This window comes from Xanthomonas euroxanthea (assembly GCF_900476395.1).
Taxonomy (GTDB): domain Bacteria; phylum Pseudomonadota; class Gammaproteobacteria; order Xanthomonadales; family Xanthomonadaceae; genus Xanthomonas; species Xanthomonas euroxanthea.
Window position 1 is genome coordinate 968,421 of record NZ_UIHB01000002.1, and the last position, 24,264, is coordinate 992,684.

The 24,264-nt window shown below is 63.8% G+C and carries 17 protein-coding genes and 1 pseudogene; 8 read left to right on the forward strand and 10 right to left on the reverse strand.

Features of this window, described 5'->3' with window-relative positions:
- Positions 1–1,362, forward strand: coding sequence for an AlbA family DNA-binding domain-containing protein (locus CPBF1521_RS11525; RefSeq protein WP_115677028.1), 1,362 nt, complete (start codon positions 1–3; stop codon positions 1,360–1,362).
- Between the two features lie 55 nt (positions 1,363–1,417).
- Positions 1,418–1,613 (forward strand): annotated as a pseudogene (locus CPBF1521_RS11530) (integrase core domain-containing protein); the annotation flags it as partial.
- Positions 1,614–1,707: 94 nt separating this feature from the next.
- Here CPBF1521_RS11530 and CPBF1521_RS11535 read toward each other — a convergent pair.
- Positions 1,708–2,199 carry a hypothetical protein gene (locus tag CPBF1521_RS11535; protein ID WP_147295453.1) on the reverse strand — a complete coding sequence of 164 codons (492 nt, stop codon included), beginning with the start codon at positions 2,197–2,199 and terminating at the stop codon, positions 1,708–1,710.
- Positions 2,159–6,889 (reverse strand): RHS repeat-associated core domain-containing protein, encoded by a 4,731-nt coding sequence (locus CPBF1521_RS11540; RefSeq protein ID WP_115677029.1) that lies wholly within the window; start codon positions 6,887–6,889, stop codon positions 2,159–2,161. The genes CPBF1521_RS11535 and CPBF1521_RS11540 overlap by 41 nt, the downstream gene beginning before the upstream one ends.
- A 782-nt stretch (positions 6,890–7,671) precedes the next feature.
- Between CPBF1521_RS11540 and CPBF1521_RS11545 the strand changes: the two genes are divergently transcribed.
- Positions 7,672–8,634, forward strand: a complete 963-nt coding sequence (locus CPBF1521_RS11545; protein WP_115677031.1) for an RDD family protein — start codon at positions 7,672–7,674, stop codon at positions 8,632–8,634.
- Positions 8,635–8,918: 284 nt separating this feature from the next.
- On the opposite strand, the gene CPBF1521_RS11550 is transcribed toward CPBF1521_RS11545, so the two are convergent.
- The 5 genes from CPBF1521_RS11550 to CPBF1521_RS11570 all read right to left on the reverse strand — a co-directional run bounded on the left by CPBF1521_RS11550 (position 8,919) and on the right by CPBF1521_RS11570 (position 15,001).
- Positions 8,919–9,722, reverse strand: a complete 804-nt coding sequence (locus tag CPBF1521_RS11550; RefSeq protein WP_115677032.1) for an SDR family NAD(P)-dependent oxidoreductase — start codon at positions 9,720–9,722, stop codon at positions 8,919–8,921.
- A 43-nt stretch (positions 9,723–9,765) separates the two neighbouring features.
- Positions 9,766–11,286 (reverse strand): GMC family oxidoreductase, encoded by a 1,521-nt coding sequence (locus CPBF1521_RS11555; protein WP_115677033.1) that lies wholly within the window; start codon positions 11,284–11,286, stop codon positions 9,766–9,768.
- The gene (locus CPBF1521_RS11560; RefSeq protein WP_115677034.1) at positions 11,283–12,641 is read right to left on the reverse strand and encodes an alpha/beta hydrolase; all 1,359 of its coding nucleotides are present in this window, start codon (positions 12,639–12,641) and stop codon (positions 11,283–11,285) included. The genes CPBF1521_RS11555 and CPBF1521_RS11560 overlap by 4 nt, the downstream gene beginning before the upstream one ends.
- 283 nt (positions 12,642–12,924) lie before the next feature.
- The gene (locus tag CPBF1521_RS11565) at positions 12,925–13,569 is read right to left on the reverse strand and encodes a LuxR C-terminal-related transcriptional regulator (RefSeq protein ID WP_115677035.1); all 645 of its coding nucleotides are present in this window, start codon (positions 13,567–13,569) and stop codon (positions 12,925–12,927) included.
- Positions 13,562–15,001 carry an ATP-binding protein gene (locus CPBF1521_RS11570; protein ID WP_104582610.1) on the reverse strand — a complete coding sequence of 480 codons (1,440 nt, stop codon included), beginning with the start codon at positions 14,999–15,001 and terminating at the stop codon, positions 13,562–13,564. Before CPBF1521_RS11570 ends, CPBF1521_RS11565 begins: the two co-directional genes overlap by 8 nt.
- A gap of 217 nt (positions 15,002–15,218) precedes the next feature.
- Between CPBF1521_RS11570 and CPBF1521_RS11575 the strand changes: the two genes are divergently transcribed.
- On the forward strand, positions 15,219–16,127 hold the full coding sequence (locus CPBF1521_RS11575) for a bestrophin family protein (RefSeq protein WP_104582611.1): 909 nt from the start codon (positions 15,219–15,221) through the stop codon (positions 16,125–16,127).
- Between the two features lie 14 nt (positions 16,128–16,141).
- On the forward strand, positions 16,142–17,056 hold the full coding sequence (locus CPBF1521_RS11580) for a universal stress protein (RefSeq protein WP_115677036.1): 915 nt from the start codon (positions 16,142–16,144) through the stop codon (positions 17,054–17,056).
- A gap of 43 nt (positions 17,057–17,099) precedes the next feature.
- Here CPBF1521_RS11580 and CPBF1521_RS11585 read toward each other — a convergent pair whose 3' ends face one another.
- Positions 17,100–17,975, reverse strand: a complete 876-nt coding sequence (locus CPBF1521_RS11585; protein WP_115677037.1) for a LysR family transcriptional regulator — start codon at positions 17,973–17,975, stop codon at positions 17,100–17,102.
- Positions 17,976–18,118: 143 nt separating this feature from the next.
- Here CPBF1521_RS11585 and CPBF1521_RS11590 point away from each other — a divergent pair, with 143 nt between their 5' ends.
- Positions 18,119–18,988 (forward strand): NmrA family NAD(P)-binding protein, encoded by an 870-nt coding sequence (locus CPBF1521_RS11590; protein ID WP_115677038.1) that lies wholly within the window; start codon positions 18,119–18,121, stop codon positions 18,986–18,988.
- Positions 18,989–19,415: 427 nt separating this feature from the next.
- Positions 19,416–19,820: a GNAT family N-acetyltransferase gene (locus CPBF1521_RS11595; protein WP_115677131.1), complete on the forward strand. Its 405-nt coding sequence runs from the start codon at positions 19,416–19,418 to the stop codon at positions 19,818–19,820.
- A gap of 203 nt (positions 19,821–20,023) precedes the next feature.
- On the opposite strand, the gene CPBF1521_RS11600 is transcribed toward CPBF1521_RS11595, so the two are convergent.
- Positions 20,024–20,332 (reverse strand): hypothetical protein, encoded by a 309-nt coding sequence (locus CPBF1521_RS11600; RefSeq protein ID WP_115677132.1) that lies wholly within the window; start codon positions 20,330–20,332, stop codon positions 20,024–20,026.
- A 417-nt stretch (positions 20,333–20,749) separates the two neighbouring features.
- On the opposite strand from CPBF1521_RS11600, the gene CPBF1521_RS11605 reads away from it, so the two are divergent.
- Complete coding sequence (locus CPBF1521_RS11605; RefSeq protein ID WP_115677039.1) at positions 20,750–23,011, forward strand: methyl-accepting chemotaxis protein; 2,262 nt, start codon at positions 20,750–20,752, stop codon at positions 23,009–23,011.
- A 122-nt stretch (positions 23,012–23,133) separates the two neighbouring features.
- On the opposite strand, the gene CPBF1521_RS11610 is transcribed toward CPBF1521_RS11605, so the two are convergent.
- Entirely contained in the window at positions 23,134–24,162 is a 1,029-nt protein-coding gene (locus tag CPBF1521_RS11610) for a Gfo/Idh/MocA family protein (RefSeq protein WP_115677040.1), read from the reverse strand.
- Positions 24,163–24,264 lie beyond the last annotated feature (102 nt).

Here is a 24,264-nt window from a genome sequence, read left to right on the forward strand (position 1 = left end):
ATGGCATCGCTGCAGCAACGATTGGCCGACCTGCTGTTGGCCCCGCGCGAAGACCTCGATTGCGAGATCAAGAACTGGCTCGACCTCGCGAACTCGGCCGATGCCAAGGCGACGTTCGCCAAGGCGGTGCTAGCGCTCGCCAACCACGGCGGCGGCTTTGTGGTCTTCGGGCTGGCGCAGACCACGACCGGTTTCACCGAAGCGCCGGATCGCCCGGTCACACTGGATGGGTACGACCAAGACCTGATCAACGGCATCGTTGCGAACTACTGCGATCCTGCGCTGCACTGTAGCGTGCACTTCGCCACCGCCCCGGATGGTGCCGTGCATCCAATCGTGACGGTCCCGGGAGGCCACCGCATGCCGGTGCGGGCCAAGCGGGCCAGCCCCGACAACAAGACGGTGCAGAACAACGCGATCTACATGCGCCGGCCGGGACCGCGCAGCGAGATGCCACAGACGTCCCAGGACTGGGACGCGCTGCTGGCACGGTGCCAGAACAATCGCCGCGATGAGCTGTTTGACCAGATCCGCGGCTTGATCACCGGTGCCGTGCCGCAGGCGCCGCCGGCACCCGAGCCAGACCGCTTGGGCGAGTGGATGGAGCGCAGCCATGCCCGCTGGACGCAACTCGTCGACTCGGTGCCCGCCGGCACCGGGCCGCGCATGCCGCACGGTCGCTACAGCATCGGCTACGAGATCATCGGCGACCGCAAGCCAGTCACCCTCGCCCAACTGCCGGATGTGCTGCGCACCAGCGTAGTCCGCCATACCGGGTGGCCTCCGTTCTGGCTACCCACCCGGCCAGGGATTACGCCGTACGCGATGGACGGTGCCATCGAATGCTGGATCGGCGGCGACCCGGAGAATCCGCCCGAGCAGCGCGACGCCGCGCACGCCGACTTCTGGCGCATCGACCCCTCCGGTCTGGCGTATCTCATCCGTGGGTACCAGGAAGATGATCTTGGCAATCGACAAGGCCGCAGGACCTATCCGCCAGCCGCCGCTTTCGACCTGGTCATTCCCGTGTGGCGCATTGGCGAGGCCATGCTTCATGCCGAACGGCTGGCCGCCAACCTGTTCAACGGACCGACGACGATCAAGTTCAGCGTGACCTACGAAGGCTTGGCGGGCCGGGAGCTCGTGACGCTGGACGGGCGCCGCGTGCTTTTTGAAGGCCGGACCGCTCACCAGGACCAAATCACGCTGACCACGCACGTCGATGCGCAGTCCATCGGGTCGAACCTGCCCGAGATCGTGCGGCCGTTACTGGAACCGCTCTACGCCCTGTTCGACTTCTTCGTGCTGCCGGCCAACTTGGTGACTGAAGAGCTGGCGCGCATGCGCTCGGGACGCAGCTGATGTGCACCCATCGTCATAAGCTGCCCTCCCCTACCCCCGATAAACATCCCTTACCGAACGTTTCAACAGCAGCTGCCGACGCGTTGTGTTGGACATGCATGTCTTCCGCACCCTGAGCGAGGTTCGCGAACAGGTCGAGCAGTGGCTCGCCGACTACAACCAACAGATCCCGTACGACAGCCTGGAGGGCTGAGTCCGTCGAGTTCCGTGATCGACATCAACCCCAGACCCCAAGTTTTGGCTGGCACTGATCGCGGGGAGTCGACAATATGCCAGCCGCCGACTCGTAACCTTTGGTACGGCGCGTCTCCTTGGATTCGGGACTCAAGCAATTTTCTTAGCGCCTCAATTCTCCCAAAGCCTCTTTTGCGTCACGCGCCAATGCCCCTTCTGCTTCCTAAGGAACACGTCTCCACTTTTACCAGTGGGCACAAGATGAAATTGAACGAACGCTGCATCTGAATCAGCATATATCTTTTCGACGAGAATAAAATCTCGCGGGCGTACGTAATTTGGCTCAATTGATCCGATTATCCGAACATTCCCCTGCACGCGCTTACATTTACCAAAACTTCTCGACCCTTCATCCCACAAGAATACCACTTCAGAGCCGGTGAAATATTCCGAGCCATAAGCGGCTATCTCTGAGTTATTACTTATGGCAATCAGTACATCTATTATTTCACCATCGCAAGATTTAATGGGCGAATAACTTTCGTCAACCTGCGCCCCACTTTTTGAGCAAGCAGCCAAGCTTAGAAACAATCCGATAGCTACAACAAATATTCTTAATTTTTCAGTAAATTGGCATCGGCCTTCCATATACAGAATTCTCATATAAGTCGCCCTCCTCCCCCTTGAAGTTATCGCCATTGAAAAAAGCTTCGGAAAAATGTACAAGCTCATGCTCAACAGTGGCGTCAAAATCCTTTAAGAATTGAGCGTCTCGATTACCGGATTCGTATTTTTCGAAATACGCCTCATTGATAAAAATTTCACCCTGTCGAGGAGTATACTGACCATGATCATGACGCATCGCCTTAGGGGTTATAACGGGACCTGCACACTTTCTAAGCAGATCGTCCAAATGGCCCTTATCAATCCTTCCAAAGCGAGCGAATCCCTCGTACTTTTTTGGCGTCATCCTTTTCTGCAGATCGTCTAGATACGCAACGGTGCGAGGATATTTACTGACAGCCCCAAGACGATACCTTAGAAGCCCGTGGGGATCCACTGCGATAAAAGGACTTCCTTCGACATAAGAATAGGTGGAAGCTCCCCCTGCCAAGCCAATCGGATCGCTCTGCAAATACCTTCCTGTGGATGGATCATATTCACGACGATAATTTTGAACGAGTCCAGTTGAGGCGTCGTAGCGCTGACCAGGAAAACGCATATCCAGCAACAGCGCCGCACCATCGCCATCCGGATCCTGATTCGGCGCCGTGTTGCCGAAGGCCTCGCCCTTTAGGCTCCAGCTCCACACCGCCACGTTACGAACCGGGTCAACTACCACACGCGGGCTGCCCAGGTGATCGGGTTCGATGTAGTGCAGCCTGTTGGCGTTGGCCAGCAGGCCTACCGGCATGTCGTCCAGCCAGATCGCCTGCTGCTTGGGCGCGCCATTGGTGTCGTAGTCGCCCAGCCAGTGGCCGGCTTCATCGTAAAGCGTGTAGGTGTTGGTGGTGCCGAGGAAGCGGCGCACCTGCTCGCCTTTACCGTTGTAGCGATAATTCATCACAAGCGCGCCTGCACGCTTGACCATGCTCATGCGGCCGGATGCGTCGTAGGGGAACTCCCGCGCCTTGCCACCGATGCTCAGCGTATTGCCTGTCTTGTCGTAGGTGCGCGCCACGCCAGCTACTGCACTCAGGCGATGATTTGTCGTTGGATAGGTGTAAGCCTGTGTAACGCTGCCAACCTTGGCGCTGAGGCGATTGCCGGTGGCGTCATAGCTATAGCCATCAATGACGGTTCCGGTGACACCGTCGGTGAGGGCTGTGAGGCGGCCGAGCGTGTCGTAGCCCAGGCCGATCTCCGGCGTCGGATTGCCGGCTGGGGTCAGTGAGGTGAGATTGCCCACCTCATCGAACCCGAACCCGACATCCAGACCGCCAACCGCTTTGTCCTGAATGGCCTTGGGGCGGTAATCCTGGTCGTAAGCTCGGGTCAGCACGCGGCCGTTGCCGTAGGTCCAGCCGGCCACCGGGCCCATGGGCAGATACGTGGCACCCTTGACCAACACCTCGCGCGAGCCGCCAGGCGCGGTATAGCCCACCTCGGCGATCTGGCCCAGCTCATTGCGGACATAGTCAACCATCGCCCCGTCCGGATAAACCATGCTCGTCAAGTTCCCGCCTGCCGTGTAGGCATAACGGACCGTCAATGCCTTGCCATTGGTCGTCTGGACCTTGCGCACCAGGTCGCCGAATCGGTTGTAGCAATACTGCGTCGTGCCGCTGCCGTCCTTCATGCTGGCCAAGCGCCCGGCTGCGAATTGCTCTCCCGCCACGCAGACGGCCGGGGCCACGTCGTAGACAAAACGGGTCTCGAGCGCTGCATCGGCATAGGTCACCGACACTGGGCGGTTCAAGGCATCGTAGGTGTAGGTGGCCTGCCGGTTAGCTGCGTCCTTCCTGGACAGCACGTTGCCTGCGTCGTCGTAGGTGAAGCCGGTGCTGCCCGTGTCGGGACTCTGTAACGCCAACAGTTCGCCCAGACCATTGCGCTTGTAGGTCGTCTTCAAGCCTTTCGGGTCCGTCACCACTGACGGTTGTCCAAGCACGTCGTATTGGAAAGCGCTCGTCGCTTTGATGCCGCCGGTGTCTTCGATACTCTGCTTCAAGCGATGCAAGGCATCGTAGGTATAGGCGCTAGAACGGCCCATGGCGTCGGTTCGCTCCTTCATCGTGCCGACCGAGTGATAGGCAAACTTGGTCGGGTTGCCTTGCGCATCCGCCTGCGTCTCCAGACGACCGAGTTCGTCGTAAATACGAGATACCGTAAACAGCAAGGTGTTCTTGGCATCCGTGATGTCCTCCTTGATCCGGTGCCCCGACGCGTCCAGCGTGTAGACGAGGGAGTTGCCGTAACGATCCGATACCTTGGTCAGCCGAGATGCGCTGTCATAGGTGAAGTTAGACACGTCGCCGCCCGGCAGGGCAACCTGCTTGACCATGCCGGTGGGCCAATAGCTGTAGCGCGTAATGCGGTCATCCGCCTCCGAGCCGCTGTCCTGTCCCCGGACCATGCGTGCCGTCAGCCGACCTCGCGCATCGTAACTGTAGTCGGTCACGACTCCGTTCGGATCCTTCTGCGACAGCAAGCGGCCGGCGCCATCGTAACTAAGGAACTGTGTAACCTGGCCCGCGGCATTGGTGATCGTCTTCAGGTCTCCGCCCTGGGCGGCAGGATAGTAGTCGTAGGTGGTGGCGTCGCTGAGATCCGTGCGTGCCCCGTCCACACGCAGCAGCACTCCCACCAGGGGGCAGCTTCCCGCAGTTACGTCTGCCTGCTCGCAATAGGTGAAGGTCTGCTGACGCTGCTTCCCGGAAACGGCATCTTGCTCGACCTGGGTCAATGCTTGGCCGCGCTCATTGCGAGTCCAACGCTTGGACACAACCAGCCCCTGCGCCCCTTTGATGTTGAGCTCGGTCATTTGGTGTGTCAGGGCATCCCGCACGCTCTCGGTGCGCACTGCCTCCGGCGTGCCGTCACCGACCGTCACCGCTGATTGATAAGCAGGCGCGTATTCGTAGGACACCTTGCTGCCCGATGCGTCCGTCACGCTTTGCAGTCGACCATCGCTAAAGTAGGCGCTGGACGTGCTGGCTGCGCCCTCGGTCACGTTGTTAATTGGGCTGAAGATGGTAGGCCCATATTCGAAGCGCTTGACCGCGCCAGAGGCCTGGGTGACTTCCGTGACGCCTTCGGCCACGTAGTTCAGGGTCACTCCATCGACCACCTCGGTATCGCCATGGAGAACGCTGCTGATCACGCGTCCATAGGTGTCGTAACCAAACGATGCATAGCGCTGCCCGTTCTCCCCGGTGATACCAGTCAAATAGTTGACCAGCTGAGGTTCTGCAAGTCCCTTCTCGTGATAGTGGTAAAGGCGCTTCGCCTCGTCGGGATAGGTGGCGGTAATCAAATTCCCATCCACATCGTAGTCGTAAAGGACGATTCCGCCACCCGGAATCTCCATGCCTGTGACACGCCCGTCGGTGTAGGCAAACGTCACGGCGCGGCCACGGCCATCAACCAATCGCGCAATGCGCGTGCCCTCGTAAACCACAGTTACGTCACGATCCGGTGAGGCTGGATTGCGCACCGCGAGCAGCTCACCATCTTTGCCGAAATCGCGGTATTCGCCAGTTTCTTCGATGACACGGTAATACGTCGTGCTGTTGCTGATGCGGCGATATAGCCGCCCCGAATTCCGGGCACGGCCGGTGCCAGCAGCAACCGTGGTGAAAACATCCCTGTTGCCCGCCTCGTCGAGATAGGCTGTGTTGGAACTATCGAATCGGTCGCTGTAACTCAGCGACCAGCCTTCTCCGACTGGAATGACACTCTTGGTCTGGTTGACGGAATGATAGTAGCGATTGAACGAGCGACCTGCGAACTCAAAGTCTTTCTCTTCGCGAGACTTGTCGCCTGTCGTGGGATGGCAAGGATTGTTGGTGCTGCAGCTTTGGAACTGCTTTAAGGGTGACGTGACCCAGGTGTTGTCATCGTTCTTGGGCTTACAAAGAGCCTCTGTCGTAAGAGCTGCCTCCGCGAGAATTGAGTTTCCAAGAAAAGGCGTGAAGCTTGCTTCGCACGTCAACTTTCGCTTTTTGTAGACATTCCAGCGCCACGACACCGAGACAGGTGCCCCCGAGTTCGACGGACAATTAAATGTCGAGGTGAAATATTTGTCTGAGCTATAGCTAACATCGCCACTTGGAAGCAGACCCAGTCCCGTCGTGTTGTAGTCCGACGTTTGAACATTGGACTGGAGCGAGCAAGATTTCCCGACCTTGGTCGTTAGGATGTCCAACGACTTGGCGATGAGTGCTCCTTCATCCGTGCACCAGCTTGATCCAAACTCTGGGGACGCTGTGCAGCCGGGGTTTCCGACCCCGTAGATACCTAGGTTGACCCCATAGGATGGGTTAGAGACCGAGGTAGCCTTTAGCGACGGCACACGGAAGTAGGTCCAGACCTCTCCCGCCCCCCGATTCAAAAAACCTCTTGAGTAGGCCTTCAAATACTGACCGATGCCTTGGTAGTCCTTGGAGTTGCGAATGGCATCGGCGGCTTTCTCCATCGTGTCGTAGCAGCCGATGCCCGCTGCACAGAACGTAGCCTTGGGCGGGGTTTGGGCCTGCGCAGGGTTAGCAAATTGCAATGCATAGGCCCCCAGAACAACCGGCGCCAAGAGCGCCGCGTAACGCGCGCTCATTGACAGAACTGAGGAAGCAGAGAAACGCGCCACGGCCCGAATTGACACGGCAACACTCCTTGTCAGCTGCATTTGCAGCATCAGTTAGGAATCCATTCCCACCCACCCCACGCTGGCAGCGGTGGTGATCACAACCAATCCCATCAAAGAGACGGCTAGGTTTCAACGTTATAGGATTGGAGATGCGTAGACAAGCAAATCATGGTGACCCGCCCCGCTAGCGTCGCGGGAGCGGCTCTAAGACGATGTCACAAAGTTCTGAGGTGGTGATCGGCCATCGCTGCCGATCACTGCTTCACATGCATCCTTACAATCCAAACGAAACCAGATCCACCCATATCAAGGCTGGCCCAGTTCGGCCAGCCTGAGGTACCAGTAGAGTCCGACCACCAAGATGATTACGATCTGGATTGCCTTTGCAAGCCAAAGGTCACGTTCGCGCCGTGTGAGGTGCCCGCACTGGTCACACTCAGTGTCCCTCTTAAGTTGCAGGTATCCGCAGTGGTCGCAGGCGATGGTGCGGCGTCTAGGCATGCGCTTTCCCCGAAGATTGAGTCCAAGCTTCGAGGCAACTCGTCTCACAGCGTGAGAAATGCTTTGATCCGGCGACCCTACTCGATGCGGTCTAGCATCGCTATGTACGCACCAATGATCGACCGCTTTGCCTATCCACGATAACGCTCCCTAATCAGTAGTTCCTTCCCCAAGCCGTACTCCTTAACCAGACCCGGTTTTTGGCAGAAACGGAGAATTTATCTGCCACCAAATTGCAGGGGAATCACCAGCTAAAGCTGCCGGCTCGTGGTCTCCTTGACTGCAGCATGGCATCATCCCGCCCGGGAGAACACCTTACGGGGAACTACATGGAAGTTGATACTGCGCCTGGCGCGGCGGGTTTTTGGCGGCGGTCTGGTGCGTTCTTGGTCGATTGCCTGGTGCTCGGCGTGGCTGGTGCGTTGGCCGGCTGGGCGTTGATGGATGTGTTCGTGCGGATGGGCGGTTATGGGCGTTTGTTCGGATTCCTCGTTGCACTGACTTACTTCGGTGTCATGAATAGCGCGCTTTGCACAGGGCAGACTCTGGGTAAGCGCCTGCTCGGCGCGCGCGTGGCTGGCAGGGACGGTGCCCTGCTGGGGCTTCCCCAGTCGCTGCTGCGTTACTCGGTATTGGGTGTCCCGTTCTTCCTCAACGGCGCACCGTTCGACAGCGACGTATTGCTCTCGCCAATGCAGTATGTGTTGACGCTGCTGATCTTCGGCGGGACGCTCTCGATCCTTTATCTGTATCTGTTCAATCGCCGCGGCCGCCGGTCGTTGCACGACCTTGCAGTGGGAAGTTCGGTGGTGACCGCGCAGACGCCGGTCGCCGCCGTCAGGCCGATGCCGGTGTGGCGTGTGCACCTGGTCGTGGTCGGTGTGTTGCTGGTTGCAGCCGCAGCGTTACCGGCGTTTACCGGGCAACTTGCGCAGAGCGACGACTTCAAGGACTTGCTGGCGGCCCAGGAAGCCGTCAGTGCCGAGCCGGGCGTGCAGTCCGTGCGCGTCGTGCACAATACGGCGTTCGGCACGCCGAATGTCGAATCTGTGGTTGTGCAGGTCAACCTGTCCGAACGGCGCATCGACGACAAAGCGTTGGCGCAGCACATTGCCAAGGTCGTCCTCGCCAACGACAAGAAGGCGGCCGCCATGTCGGCGATCCACGTCACGCTGGTCTACGGCTATGACCTGGGCATCGCATCGTCCTGGCGCTCGATGGGTTATCGGTTCGCGCCGAAAGCGTTGGCAGCGGCCGGTGACGGCGATGCCACAGCGGGAATCGGAAAGTAGCGCCTCCTGCCTTGCCGAAGGCAATGCCTGCGACGGCGTGAGAAGGGGTATCGGGGGGCTTTGAGCAGCCGTGCTCCGCAGGTGGTGGCCAAGCGCCTGTAGATAATGCGTCGCCGCAAACGTGGTGCCCCGCTCCGCTGTAACGAGCTGGTTTCCCGGGCAACGCGGCTGCAGTATTCCTGCAGCCGGTTACGCATGCGCTTACTTATCGGCACCTGTTACCGGGTGCAAAGAAAGGATGCGGCAGCTTATGTAGCTCACCGCATTTCGGAACGACGCCCGCCTCAACCCGCGATGGTGAAGACCGACCCCGAATCCACCCTGATCCCGGCGCCGTTGATGAAGCTGGCGCGCTCGGAGCACAGGAAGGCAACCGCCGAGGCCACTTCTTCCGGGCGGCCGCGCCGCTTGAGCACCATGCCGGGACGTTCTTCGTCCAGGAACGATTGGATCGCCTGCTCGAACGTGGTTCCGTTTTCGCTGGCGCGCTTTTGCATCATCTTGTCGGTCATCGGGGTGGCGATGAATGCGGGCGACACCGTATTGACCAGCACGTTGTCCGGGCCGTAGGCCTTGGACAGGCCCTTGGCCAGGCTCAGGATGCCTGCCTTCGACGCGCAATAGGCCAATTCATCCACATAGGGCTGCACGGCGTCTTCCGAGGCGAACAGCACGATCCGGCCCCATTGCTTGCGGCGCATCGCGGGAATGGCCTGGCGACACATGCGCACCGCGCCCATCAGGTTGATGTCCAGCGTTTCGAGCCAGCCCGCATCGCTGACCTCCAGGAAATCGCCGGTTGCGCCGGTCACGCCCGCTGCGTTGATGTAGATGTCGGGGTCGCCCAGTTGTTCGCGCACCTGTGTCCAGATGGAGGTGACGTCCTGCTCGCGGGTGACATCGCCCTCGATGGCGATGATCTGCCCCAGGCCCGACAGCTCCGCCACGGCCTGGTCGAGCGTGCCGTCGGGCAGATCGGTGATTGCCACGCGCACGCCGGCTTCGAGCAGCTGCCGCGCGGTTTCCTTGCCCATTCCCGAGTCGCCGCCACTGATGAGGGCGATCCGATTGTTGATTCCGAGATCCATGCTGAACTCCTGGTGGTAGGGATTGGTGGTGGTACGCGCGTCACTAGCGGGCGAGAAAGCGCTCCGCCGTGCGCAGGCCAAGTGCCATCTGCGTCAGCGCGGGATTGGCTGCCAGTGCACTTGGAAAAATCGAGTTGTCGCAGATGTAGAGGTTGGCGATATCGAAAGCGCGGCCGTCCGGGTTCACTACCGCCTGCTCCGGATCGGTGCCCATCCGGCAGGTGCCCAGCGTGTGCGCGGAGCGGGCGGCGGCGAAGATGCGTTGGGCACCTGCCGCCTCCCAGATTGCGTGCAGCGATGCGCGGGCGTGCGCATCGAGTGCGCGTTCGTTGGGCCCGTAGCTGAAGTCGATACGCGCCTTGCGCTGGCCGAAGGCATCGCGCTCGTCGGACAGGCTCAGCCGGTTGCCGTCCTGCGGCAGGCATTCGCCATTGATGCCGATGCCGGCCAGGCGGTTGTAGCGCGCCATGGTCGATACGAGTTCCCTCCCCCACAGGCCCGCGCCACGCGCCAGCGTGTTGGCCAGGGTGATCGGCTGCACGCCCAGGCTCTGCACCAGATAGCCGCCGACGAAATCGGCATTGGCCGGGCGCAGCATGTCCTCGGTGATCAGCGACGATGGGTAGCCACGGTTCATGCGCATGTCGGCATCGAACTCCCCCCACACCTGGGTGGCGACATGCGCCATGAAATTGCGCCCCACCTGGCCGCTGGAGTTGGCCAGGCCCAGGTTGAGCAGCAGGCGCGGTGTCTCCACGCCGCCTGCGCACAGGAACAGGCTCGCGCACCGCTGGCGCAGTTCGCGCCCGTGCTGTTGGTAGACCACCGCGCTGACCATGCCACTGGCGTCGCGCTCGATATCAATGACCCGGCAATCGGGTCGCAATTGCGCGCCGTGCGCGCGCGCCAGTGGCAGCCAGGTGGTATCGACACTCACCTTGGCGCCGTTGCTGCAACCTTGATGGCAGGCACCGCAGTTGTTGCAGGCCGCGCGCCTGCCGTGGTGCGGCTGCTCGTGCGCCCTGGTCACCAATGCGGCAGGCGCATCGGTAGCGGTGATGCCCAGCGTGCGGCAACCGCGTTCCATCGCGCCGGCCGACGCATTGCGCTGCGCCGGCGGATACGCGTAGCTGCGCTCCGGATCCCAGGGATAGTGCGCCGGCCCGGACACACCGATGAACTCCTCGACGCGGCGGATGTAGGACAGCAGCTCTTCATGCGCGATCGGCCAGTCCATGCCGCGCTGCCCGGTCTGCGTTGCCAGGCTCAGGTCGCGCTTGTCCGGACGCGGGCAGAAGGCGCCCCAATGCAGGGTCGAACCACCCAGGCCCGACCCGGAATTGTTGGCGCCAAATGCGGTGGGCGTCTGCCCGCCGCTGAGGCGCTCTTCCATCCAGTAGATGCCGGTCGTCAGCTCATCGGGCAGATGGGACGCAGGGCTGAAGGCCGCACCCGCCTCCAGCACCACCACCGAAAGACCTCGTTGCGCGAGCCGTGCAGCCAATGGGCCGCCCCCTGCCCCGCTCCCCACCACCACGGCATCGACCGAAGCGTCGGGACTCATCGAAGACCCTTGGCAGGAAGCTGCCAAGCTTCCTGCCGGTCGGCTGCGGTCTGCTGATAGCCCGGGCTGTCGATACCAGCGCCGCCAACCGCGAAGCCGTCGTATCCCATTGCCGCCATCGTGGCGGGAAGACTGGCCCAGGTCCGCGCGGCTTCGGCGCGGATGTCCTCGAACCAGTGCGCCAGCTGCGCTGCATCCAGCCCGTGTGCCGAGGGATCACCGGCCGTCGCGCGCGACACCGCGCGCAGCCAGTGATCCTGGATCTCGGCAGGCAATCCAGCAAAGCCGTTGCTCAGCGCGTCGAGCGCGTCGAGCCCCAGCGGCACCGCAAGCCGGTCCGGTGGCAACGCCGCATGGCGCCAACCATCGCCGGCGCCTTCGGCAAGCTGGACATCGATGCGCCGTGCAATCGCGCGCGCATCGTCGGCGCCATCCAGGACACGTGCGACCACTGCGCCGAGGAGCTTTAGCTGATGCTGGCTCAGCACGCCCTGCGCACTGGCGGGCGGGCCCGCGTGCCGACTAAGCAGCAGCTTGCGCATGCGTGGGGAAACCCTGTCTGCGTTGAGCAGCGTGATGAAGTCCTCGGGCAGGCGCCTGTCCACGCAGTGATCCGCGTGCGCTGCGATCAGTTGCGCGAGATTTTGCGGTTGTTCGTACGGGATCAGGTGCGCGGCATCGGCCACCACGGCGATGCGCGCATCGTGATAGTGCGGCGCGTTCAATGCTGTTTGCGCCGCTTCGCCGAGGTCGCCGTCGTCACTGCCGGCGATGATCAACGCAGGCACGTGCATGCAGCCGGCCTGTGCGCTGCAATCCTCACGACTTGCATGCGCGAGCCAGGCGATCCACGCGTTGGCGTTGGTTCGCAGCACATCCTCGACAGCGGCAGTCCTGACCGGCGCTGGCAACGTCGCCGCACAGTTGTCGTCGATGAATTGCTCCGCTTCCTGCCGCGAGGGGTGGCCCTTCTCGAACCAGGCCAGCATCGTGTTTCGGCGCGACTCGTCCATCGGCTCGGGCGCCGGCGGCGATGCGGCGACCAGGATCACCCCGGCCAGGCCGGCAAGCCCCGCCACCCCCTCGCGTGCCTGCGCTGCTGCCAGGCTGGCGATCTTTCCGCCCATGCTGTGTCCGATCGCGAGCCAGCACGTCGGTTGCCGCCGAATCACCTCGTCGACGAACCAGGCAACCAGTGCGGCGGTGTCGAGATGCGTCAGCGGCGGCGCGTCCCCGAAACCGGGAATATCCAGTGCCACACAGTCGAAACGCGCATCCAGTTGCTGGATGACCCCAGACCACTCGTTGCTGCTGGACCCGAGGGCATGCAGGAAGAACAGCGTCGGCTTCGCCATGTAACACCTCAATCCATCAGGCGCGCATGATGACCGGCGCTTCGTCCACGCCTCGTGCAGATGAGTCCGACACGGTGTGATGGTTCCAGGCCCTGCGGCTGGCGGTCGACACCGCCCGCAGCATCCTGGTTGGCGTGCTTGCCGGGTGGTGGCCCTGCGTCACATCTGCTGCCCTGTTGCACGGGCCAATACGTTCCCGTGCCACTGCGACTGCATTGGCGTCAACCGCTAAGCATCTGCATCTGCATCGCTCGCGCGGCATTGCTCAAAGCGACAGGACGCCTCACACCAGGTCGCGATAATCCTGCAGGATCACCATCACCAACTGGCTGCGCGAGCGCACGTCGAGCTTGTTGAACAGCTGCTGGAACGTCGCCTTGATGGCACTCTCCGAACTGCCCAATTGGCGTGCGATCAACTTGTTGGACTGCCCACGCAACAAGCCACGCAGCACTTCGCGCTCACGGTCGGTGAAGCTGGGCCGGCTTTCCTGGGTGCCCTGGGCAACCAGCGACTGCAGGTAGCGCTGGTCGATCAGCACCCGGCCCATCGCCACCGCATGGATGCTGTCGATCAGTTCGTCGGTGGAGACATCCTTGCGGCAGATGCCGGACACGCCGAGCCGGATCAAGGCCAGTGCGTCGCGCTCGGGCAGGCCGGCGGTGACGACCAGCGTGGCCGGGCGGCGCGGCTGCTCGGCCTGGCGCCGCATGTAGTCCAGCGCGTTGTACTCGCCCATGTCGTAGTCGAGGATGACCACGTCCGGCGTCAGCGACGCGATCTGTACGATGGCCTGCGCCAAGGTGCCGGACTGCCCCACCACCTCGAAGCGGGCGTCGGCACCGAGCAGGCGCAGCAGGCCCTCGCGGAACAGCGTGTGGTCGTCCAGCAGGTAGAGGCGCACCGGTTCGCGCCGCGACTCATCCATCCAGCGCCTCCGCATACGGTGCATGCGCCAGCGGCAGATGCAGCTCGAAACAGGCGCCTTCGCCGCCGGGCGCATGGCGCAGCAGACCGCCCTGGTTGGCCATCAGGGCACGCGAGATGTACAGGCCAAGCCCGGAGCCGTCGCTGTCGCTGCGAAATGGCTGGAACAGGCGGCCCGGCTCGGCGATGCCGGGCCCGGTGTCGCGCACGCTCAGCACCGCACGCTGCTGTTCCAGGCGTGCGCTGACGATCAACTGGCGGCGTTGCGGGGGCAGCGCCTGCACCGCGCGCAACGAATTGCGTGCCAGGTTGAGCAGCACCTGCAGCAGCGCATGGCGGTCGCCATGCACCGACGGGAACTCGGCCGGGATCTGGATCACCAGCTGGCCGTCGACGTCCTCCCAGTCCGAGCGGATGATCACGTCCAGTTCGCTGCACAGCGTCTGCAGCCGCGTTTCGTGCGCCTCGTCGGGCAGCTGCCGACGCAGGTTGAAGGACGCCAGTTCCATCAATGCCGCCACCAGGCTGCGCAGTGCGGCCAGGTCCGGATCTGCGCCAATGGCCGGATGCCGCGCCAGGTTGGAGGTGACCACGCCCGCCGCCGAACACAGGTTGCGGATCTCGTGCGACACCGCGCCGGCCAGCAGGCGATTGTTCTTGAGCACATCGTCGAAGTGCGCCGATTCGCGCGCGCGCACTTCCTCGCTGGTGTCGACCAGGATCGCGGCCAGGTGCCGCTCTTCACTGTCCTCGTAGACCGAGAACCAGGTGGTGGCCGGGAAGCGGGTGCCATCGCTACGGCAGCCCCAGGTGCTGGCCGAGGTGCGCATGCCATCCAGGTTGGCGCTCATGCTCAAGGCGTCGTCCAGCAGCGGCAGGAATTCGCGGACCGCGCGGCCCTCCAGCCCACCCTCCTCGGCCATGTCCAGGATCTCGTGTGCGGCGCGGTTGGCCGCCACGATGCGGCCGTCGCCGGCCACCGTCAGCAAGGCGGCCGGGCTGCTCTCGGCGAGCAGCCGCAATTGTCGCTCCAGCCGCCGGCGCAATCGCTGCTCGGCGCGCAGCTGCACGTAATGGGCCAGGATCACCCGGCGGGTGCGGCTGATCTCGGCCACGAGCAAGCCGCAGCCGGCATAGGCGATCGTCGCCATGAAGAAGCGCAGCGCCTGTTCGACCAGGGTTTCGTCGGTCACGAACAGGCCGCGTAGTACCGCACAGGCGATCGCGGCGATGACGATGTCGCGCCGCGACAGCACCGTGGCCGCCAGTACCACCGGCAGGATGTAGAGCAGCCCCAGCGATACGCCCAGGTGCGAGTACCACTCCGCCCACACCAGCGAGGCCAGCATCGCCAGCGACGCCCACAGCGTCGGGCCGCGATTGAGCTTGACCACCTGCCCGCGCCACTTGAATGGCAGTCTCAGCCTGTCCATTGCCACCCCATGCACCTGCGCTGCAATGCCGCTCCTCTCTCGCTGTGGTTGATGCCACAGCATCGTGGCCAGGCCTGCGGATTTCACCCTATCGAAAGATAGTCCGTCCGCATCGTTCGGACGGTGCGTGCACTGTCCAACGCTGGCGCAAGGATGGCAGACACGACCGTGGAGGCTGGGTGTAATGGCCCTACCCCACGTCCATGTTGCCCTTCCCATGATCACCCGCGATACGTTTCCGTTGCGACGCATCTGGCCCAAGACCTACAAGCGCCTGCTGGTACTGCTGGCGTTCGACTGCGCGGTGGCCGTGCTGTACACCTTCTTCGGCTGGCAGTGGCTGTCGATCGAAGCCCTGCCGCTGGCCCAGCTTGGCTCGGCGCTCACCATCTTCCTGGCGTTCCGCGCCAATGCGGCCTATGGCCGCTGGTGGGAAGCGCGCCAGCTCTGGGGCACGCTGGTGAACACCTCGCGCGCCATCGCACGCCAGGCCCTGACCGCGCTGGATGTGGATGCTGCCGACCCGCGCCAGGCCACGCTGCGCGACGACATCGTGGTGCACCAGGTCGCCTTCGTGCACGCCCTGCGCTGCCATTTGCGCCGACAGAATCCGTTTCCCGAGCTGGCCGGGCTGCTCGGCCAGGCACGCGCCGACGAGCTGCGCGGCTACGCCAACATCCCCAACGCGCTGACCCTGCGGCTGGGCCAGCAACTGCAGCAGGCGCGCGACTGGGGCATGCTCGACAGCCTGCGCTGGTCGTCGCTGGACGCCAACCTCACCACGCTGGCCAATATCCAGGGCGCCTGCGAACGCATCAAGAACACCCCGCTGCCACGGCAGTTCTCCTCGCTGCCGCGCACGCTGGTGAACATGTATTGCTGGCTGGTGCCGCTGGGCCTGATCGCCGGCATGGGCCTGGCCATGCCGATCGCCTCGGTGCTGATCAGCTTCACCCTGATCGCCATCGACAGCGCCAGCAGCGCCATCGAAGACCCGTTCGAGAACACCGTGCACGACACCCCGATGACCGCTTTGTCGCGCGGCATCGAACTGACCCTGCGCGAGATGCTGGGCCAGCGCGTGCCACTGCGCGAGGTGCGCGCCATCGACGGTTTCATCTACTGACCACGGAGCCCGCCATGCAGACCACCCCCACCCAGCTGATCTTCGCCACCAATTTTTCCGAGACCTGCCATGCCGCCATCCCGACCGTGGCGCAACTGGTGGACCGCCTGCGCGCGCGCCTGACCATCCTGCACGTGCACGCCAAGGGCAAGCGTGCACAGGCCCAGCAGTCGCTGGATTCCTTCTTTGCCGAGGCCTCCAACTACCCGGGCTGCGAGCGCGCACTCGCCGGTGGCCCTGCCGCCGCCGGCATCGTCTCGTTCTGCCGCAGCCGCGAGGACGCGCTGCTGATCATGCCGCCATCCGAACGCACCGGCCTGCCGCGCCCGCTGCACGTCTCGCTGCGGGCGCGCGTGCTGCAGCGCGTGGCCACGCCCATGTTGACCCTGCCGCATGCCGATGCGATCCCGCGCGACGGGGCGGTCGGCGGCCATGTGGCCTGCTGGATCACCGGCCGCGAAACCAGCCTGGAATCGCTGCGCGATGCCGCCGCCCTGGCACGCCGCCGCGGCGCCGACCTGCACCTGCTGCACGTGGTGCCGGAGATCAGCGAAGGCCTGCTGGTGGACAGCCTGTTCCACGACAAGCCATTGGGCGAGGACGCGGCCGCCAGCTGGCTTGGCGACCTGGTCCAGCAACTGCCCGACGAGGACCTGCGCGTGCGCATCCACGTGGCCGTCGGCAACCCGCGGCGCGAGATCGCCGGCCTGCTCAAACGCGCCTGCGCGGATGTGCTGGTGGTCGAACACGACGCCGTCGTCCGCCGCGGCGTCTGGCGCTCCTCGCTGCAGTCCGCCCTGGCGAAGACGCCGTGCGTGCTGATCTGCCTGCCGCCGCCCCATCTGCGTCGCCCCATCCTGGGCAGCAATGCCGACCAGGCAGGCACAGCGCCCGGCCGTAGCCTGGCAAGGCGGCTGCTGCGCATGTGAGGGCTGGGCGAGCGCCTGGCCAGCGCAAGCGAGGTCCAGCGCCCTACCCCTTCAACACAAGCGACGCATCCGGATACCTGTCGCACATGAAGTCGACGAAGGCGCGCACCTTCGGGGCAGCCAGGCGCCTGGACGTGTGCAACACCCACAGCGCCGGCTCCACGCCGGCGATGGTGCCCCATTGCAGCAGTTCGCCACGCGCGAGCTGGTTCCATGCGATCGACTGTGGAATGAGCGCCACGCCGCCGCCGGCCATCGCTGCGTCGCGGACCATCAGGAACGAGGAAAACCGCAGCCTTGGCACGGGTTCCAGGACCAGACGCCCGTCATCGAGCGTCCATGTGGTCGGCTGGAAGCTGGACATCACCACGGCGGGAATCGGCGTGACTGCGCCGCCGGTGGGCATGGCGATGCTGGGTGCGGCCACGACCACCAGCCGATCCCTGGCGAAGCAGCGCCCGACCAAGCTGCTGTCCGGGCTCGGATTGATCCGGATGGCCACATCGAACTGCTCCTCCACCAGATCGACCGTGCGGTCCTCTGCCACCACCTCGAGCGTGATCTCCGGATAGGCCGCACAGAACTCCGCGCCAATGCGTCCCATCGCCAGTTGCGAGAACAGCACCGGCGATGCCACCCGCAAGCGCCCGCGCGGGGTCGAGAGCCCTTCGCGTGCGGCTGCCATGGCCTCGGCCACCTCGCTCAACGGCACTTCGGTGCGGTCCATCAGCAGCTGCCCGGCCTCGGTGAGCCTGAGGCCACGTGCGCTGCGCTCGACCAGCCGCACGCCCAGTTGCTCCTCCAGCTCGGCGATGCGGCGCGACAAGGTCGCCTTGGATCTGCCACTGGCACGGCTGGCCTTTCCCAGGCCCTGGTTGGCTGCGACCAGCGCGAAATCGATCAACGCATTGAGATCCATGGTGTTCCATTTTTGAAACCGGGCATCTACATCCTGGCGCCTTCGTATTGGCGATGCAACGGCATATCGTCTCGTCACCGCGACGCCAGTCGTTGCGGAGATGTCGCGCTGATGCACCCTTCCATCCACAGCAGGAGATTCACATGAGCATTCTCGTTACCGGTGCCACCGGCACCATCGGTTCCCTCGTGACCCAGGGCCTTGCCGACGCTGGCGCGGAGGTCAGGGCCTTGGTTCGCCAGCCTGGCAAGCGCGCCTTTCCGACGGGTGTCACCGAAGTGATCGCAGATCTCACCGACGTCGCGTCGATGCGTGCCGCGTTGTCGTCGGTGCGCACGCTGTTCCTGTTGAATGCAGTCACTCCAGACGAAGTGACGCAGGCGTTGATCGCCCTGAACCTGGCAAGGGACGCAGGGATCGAACGCATCGTGTACCTGTCGGTCATCCATGCCGACAAGTTCACCAACGTGCCGCACTTCACCGGCAAGCACACCGTCGAGCGCATGATCGAAAGCCTCGACATTCCGGCGACGATTCTGCGTCCTGCGTATTTCATGCAGAACGAAGCGGTGATCCAGCAGACGATCCAGCAGTACGGCATCTACCCGATGCCGATCGGCGCGGCCGGTGTGGCCATGATCGATGCGCGCGATATCGCAGACATCGCGGTGGTCGAATTGCTGCGACGCGACCGCGCACCCGCCGCGCTTGCGCGCATCACGCTCGACCTGGTCGGACCACATGCAGTGACGGGCGCCTACGCGGCGAAGGTCTGGAGTACGGCGATTGGCCGCGAGATCGCCTACGCGGGCGATGACGTGGCCGCCTTCGAAGCGCAGCTGGCCGCGTATGGCCCATCCTGGCTGGCCTACGACATGCGCCTGATGATGGCCGGCATCCAGATCCACGGCATGCAGGCGGCCGACGGCACGGTGGAACAACTGCAGGCCATCCTGGGGCGACCGCTGCGCAGCTATGCAGACTTCGTGCGCGAGGCGACGGACCGGGCCTGAGCCCAGGCGACGCAACAAGCGCGGGGTGTCCCGGCTTGTTGCGCACCGCAGGAGGCCTGGTTTGCAGGTCATGCAGCCGTGGCCCGTCTCATCCAGGCCGATGCCGCCGGGCACTCGAACTGCGCGTCAATGCGCGTGATCCGCCCGGTTGGCTCCACAGCGATCAGCAGCACGCCGAAGCCGCTGCCGTGTCGAACGCATGCGTCGCTGCGATCAAGGCATTGGCGACAGCCTGGAAGCAGGTGCGCCGCGCCCTCGCCCTGCTGCCGCGTGGCCAGGGTGACAGATGGACCTGAGGCTGTCGCTCCTTGGCGAGCTGTGTTCAGACGGCACGCGATGCCATGCCGCTACATCGCCTGCGCGTCTGGGGCAGACTACGCACATGGACACGATTCGGCCGTACCACTCCCAGGACTTCGATGTGTGCATGGCCCTGTTCGACGCGAATGTGCCGGCGTTCTTCAGTGCCGGGGAACGCGTCGACTTCGCTGGCTTCCTGATCCAGCACGCTGCGGCGTGGCACTACCAACTGCTGGAGCGTGGCAACGAGATTGCTGGCTGCGCCGGTTATGCGATCAATGCCGATGGCATCACGGCGAGCTTGTGCTGGGGCATGGTCCATCCGAGCCTGCACCGCCGCGGCGTGGGAACGCAGTTACTCCTGGCCCGGCTCGACGCATTGCACCAGAGGCCGGACATCCGGCGCGTCGTACTGGATACGAGTCAACATACCCAGCAGTTCTACGCCCGCTTCGGCTTTGTCGTGCAGCAGGTAACGGTGGACGGTTATGCGCCCGGACTGGAGCGGTGGGACATGGCGCTGGATCTGTAGCCCCGCGCCACGCCTACTGGGCGCGCCCGGTTCGCACGGTAACGCGGAGGTGCATCGCTGCGGATGTGCGGGCAGCGTGCAGACGGGTAGCCCCGTTCGTGCAGACAAATAGCCGTTGCGAGATGCCGCTTCTTTAGGCTGACCACCGATTGACCGGGCAGATACGGCCTTCTGGGGCACCTCGCACGGGCGCCCCCGCCCGGTTATCGCGCCGCGTCCTTGTTCACCTGGGCACGCGCAAGCGCACCGGTTGATACCAGCAGATCCGGCAACTCCTGGCGAAAGGCCTCGGCCTGCCCGGCCTGCAAGATTCCGTGAAAGCTCGCGTTGTCGAATACCGGCCTGCCCTGCAGGAAGAAGCCATCGCGGCCTTGCACGATGAAATTGAAACATGCCTGCCAGCGCGGGTCCGGGCTGGCCGACAAGTGCACCACGACCTCGCTGCCGGCCGATGCTGCGCCTGCCGGGGTGATCGTGATCGTTCGCGCGGTGATCTGGGTACTGCTGTTCATGGCGCGCATGATCAGGCTTGGGGCGTCGCGGCTGAGTGAGTCGGTGATGGCGCGCGACATGGCGTCCGGAGCACGGGGGGCGACCGCGCTGCAAGACCCACCAGCGGTGCCCCCGAACAGCTCGACCCCGACGCCGGCTACGAGACGTTCGCCGTCTCCGATGCCTGGGTTATACCCACGCGCCAGGACCGAGCGCGATGTTGCCGATGCAACAGCGTCAGCAGTGTCACGTGGATCGTCGCGGCGCCGCCAGTCGGTTTTTCCCTGACCTGCGTGAACGAAAATATCAGCTAAATGCGGGCTGGAGCGGAGGGTTTAAGTTTGCCTTCGTGGCGTCGTTATCACGTTGCCGAGGCATTCACGCGAACATCACGCGGTGCCGGCCGGTGCCACCCGCTGGACATCAGGACGACCCGCATGACTGCTTATTTGCAACGCTATAACGTCGGCCGCCGTCTCGGCATCGCCTTCGGTGCCCTGATCCTGCTGTCGAGCCTGCTGGTGGCAACCGGCCTGGTCACCCTGGCCAACGCAAGGCAGCAATTCGATTTCATCGTGCTCGACCGCATGGCCAAGATCCAGATCGGCAACGGCATGCTGGATGCCAACTCATCGATCCTGATTGCGCTTGGCACCTATGCCATGGCCACCAGCGATGAACTCAACAACGACGCGCTCACCACCATCAAGGCGCAGCGCCAGCGCTACAACGAGTTGCGGGCCAAGCTCGATACGCTGCCCAGCTCCGAGGAAGGTCGCAAGATTCGCACCGAGATGGACGAACGACGCGCGATCTCGGGCAAGATCAACGATCAGGTCATGGCGCTGGCCGCGCAAAACGACAATGCGCCCGCGCAGGCCTTGCTGAGCGAAAAAGCGCGCCCGGCGACGATGGCATGGCAGGACAAGATCCGCGAGCTGGTGACGCGACAGGAAGGCCAGAGCCAGCAAGCCTACGCCGACGCCGTGGCGTCGATGAATCGCGGCAAGCTGCTGATCATCTGCGGTGGCATTGCCGTGGTGGTGATCAGCAGCCTGCTCGCCTGGCTCATCACCCGCAGCCTGACCCAGCCGCTGGCACGCGCAACCCGGGCCGCAGAGGCAATTGCCAACGGCCAATTGGACAACGACGTGGACAGTGACGCCAGGGATGAAGCCGGCCGGCTGCTGCGCGCCATGCGTGGCATGCAGACGCAGCTGCAATCCTTGCTCAGCGCGCAGAGCGACATGGCCAGGCGCCACGATGATGGCCAGACCAGTTTCCGCATCGATGCCACGGCGTTTCCTGGCGACTACGGCCGCATGGCCGGGGACACCAATACGCTGGTGGCCTCGCACCTGGCGGTGCAGGCGAACCTGGCACGCATCATGGGGCGCTATGCGATCGGCGACCTCAGCGAAAGCATGGAGCGCCTGCCCGGCGAAAAAGCCGTGCTGACGCAGACCATGGACGAGGTGAAGGCCAACCTGTCTGCGATGAACCACGAGATCAAGCAGCTGGCGCAATCTGCGGCCAATGGCGACTTCAGCGCACGTGGCGATGCCGAGCGTTTTCAATACGACTTCCATGTGATGGTCGATAGCCTCAACCAGCTCATGGCCACTGCCGACGGCAACCTGCAATCGCTGTCGTCGCTGCTGCAATCCATCGCCGCAGGCGATCTCACCGCACGGATGACCGGTGACTTCAAGGGCGTGTTCGCGCAGATGCGTGACGACGCCAACGCCACTGCCGCGCAGCTGGCGGAGATTGTCGGCCGCATCCAGCACTCTGCCGTGTCGATCAATGCTGCCGCCAGCGAAATCGCCGCCGGCAATCAGGACCTGTCGCAGCGGACCGAGCAGCAGGCCGCAAACCTGGAAGAAACCGCCGCCTCGATGGAAGAGCTGACCTCCACCGTGCGCCAGAATGCCGAACACGCCCGCCAGGCCAATCAGCTGGCGATCGGTGCGGCGGGCGTGGCGTCGCAAGGCGGCGAGATCGTGAGCAAGGTCGTGGGGACCATGGCCGGTATCGAGGCCTCGTCCAGGAAGATTGCCGACATCATCTCCGTCATCGACGGCATCTCGTTCCAGACCAACATCCTGGCCCTGAATGCGGCGGTGGAAGCGGCACGTGCCGGCGAACAAGGCCGCGGCTTTGCCGTGGTGGCATCGGAAGTGCGGACGCTGGCCCAGCGCTCCACCGCGGCGGCGAAGGAGATCAAGAGCCTGATCGACGATTCGGTCGAGCGGGTCGCCGAAGGCTCGACGCTGGTGCATACGGCGGGCTCCACGATGGCCGAGATCGTGGCCAGCGTGCAGCGTGTGACCGACATCATGGGCGAGATCTCCGCGGCATCGCAGGAGCAGTCGGCCGGCATCGAACAGGTCAACACCACCGTGACGCAAATGGACGAAACCACGCAGCAGAACGCCGCGCTGGTGGAAGAAGCCACCGCGGCGGCACGCTCGATGGAAGAACAGGCCGTGCAGCTGACCCAGGCAGTGTCGGTGTTCAAGATCAGCGACGACGGCACACGCACCACGCGTCCGGCAACGCCTGTTGCGACACCGCCCCGCGTGATTGCTGGCCGCCCCGCCGTTGCTGTCAAAAACCCGCTACGCCAGGCACCTGCAGTCAACCGGCCGGTGGCCGCAGGCGCTGCGCACGATGCAAACGACTGGCAGGAGTTCTGATCGCGCACGTTGCAAGCGGCCCGGCTCGTCCGGGCCGTTTGCGTTTGGGGATCGAACCTGCGGCCAACGCGCCAGGCGATGCAATCCAGACGTGAGGATGTGCCCAGGCAAAACGCTGCCCGTCATCCCAGCTGCGCGCGCGCCGCATCCAGGGTGGTCATGATCTGGATCACTTCGTCTAGTGGATGGAGCGGCGATTCCGTGCGCCCTTCCCCGATGTAGCGCGCGGCGGCTGTCGCTTGCCACGACAGGCCTGCGTAGCCGGTGATTCCGGTGGGATCCTTCCACACCGCCGGCGTGCTGGCGTGTTCGTTGCCGACCAGGCTCAGCGAGGTCGGGTTATGGAACTCGCCGGCAAGATCGATGCGGCCTCGGCCGCCGGTGACATAGGCGCTGGAGCTGCTGCGGGCCACGATGGAACTGATCAGCGTGGATTGCGCGGTGCCGCCATGCGACAGCACCATGGTCGAAAAGGCATCCACGCCGGTGTCGGTCAGCGCGCCGGTCGTCGCGATCGCGGTCGGTGCGCCCAGAATCATCGAGGAGAACTGCACCGCATACACGCCCAGGTCCAGCAGCGCGCCGCCGCCGAGCGCAGGATTGCGCTGTCGATGCGCGGCATCGCCGGGGCCGCGCTGGCTCAGGTCGGCAAACACATGCCGAAGCTCGCCCAGCGCTCCATCGGCCAGCAGTTGTCGCAGCACCGCGGTGTGCGGCAGGTAGCGGCTCCACATGGCTTCCATCAGGAACAGACCGCGCTGCCGCGCCTCCTGCACCAGCACGCGCGCATCGTCGGCGCGCGTGGTGATGGGCTTTTCGATCAACACATGTTTGCCCGCGCGCAGCGCCAGCAAGCCATGTTGCAGATGTTCGCTGTGCGGGGTGGCAATATAGACGATATCGACATCGCGGTCCTCGACCAACGCCGCGTAGCTGTCATAGGCGCGCTGCATCGCCCACGTTCTTGCAAAGGCCTCGGCACGCGCACGCGTACGCGAGGCCACCGCGAATGGCTGTTGCCCGGTATGGCTGCGCAGCGCGCTCACGAACGCGGAGGCGATCGCCCCAGGTCCCAGCACGCCCCATCGCAACGACGGCTCGCCGCGCTCCGGCAGGAACAGCTCGGGCTCGGGAAACACGGTTGGCAGCATGCGCTTGGCTCCTGGGTCGCAGGTGCGCATCCTAACAAAGCGGGATCAGCGTTCCAGGTGGTGCCAGCTTGCAGCGGCATTGGCCGGTTTGGACGGGACGCG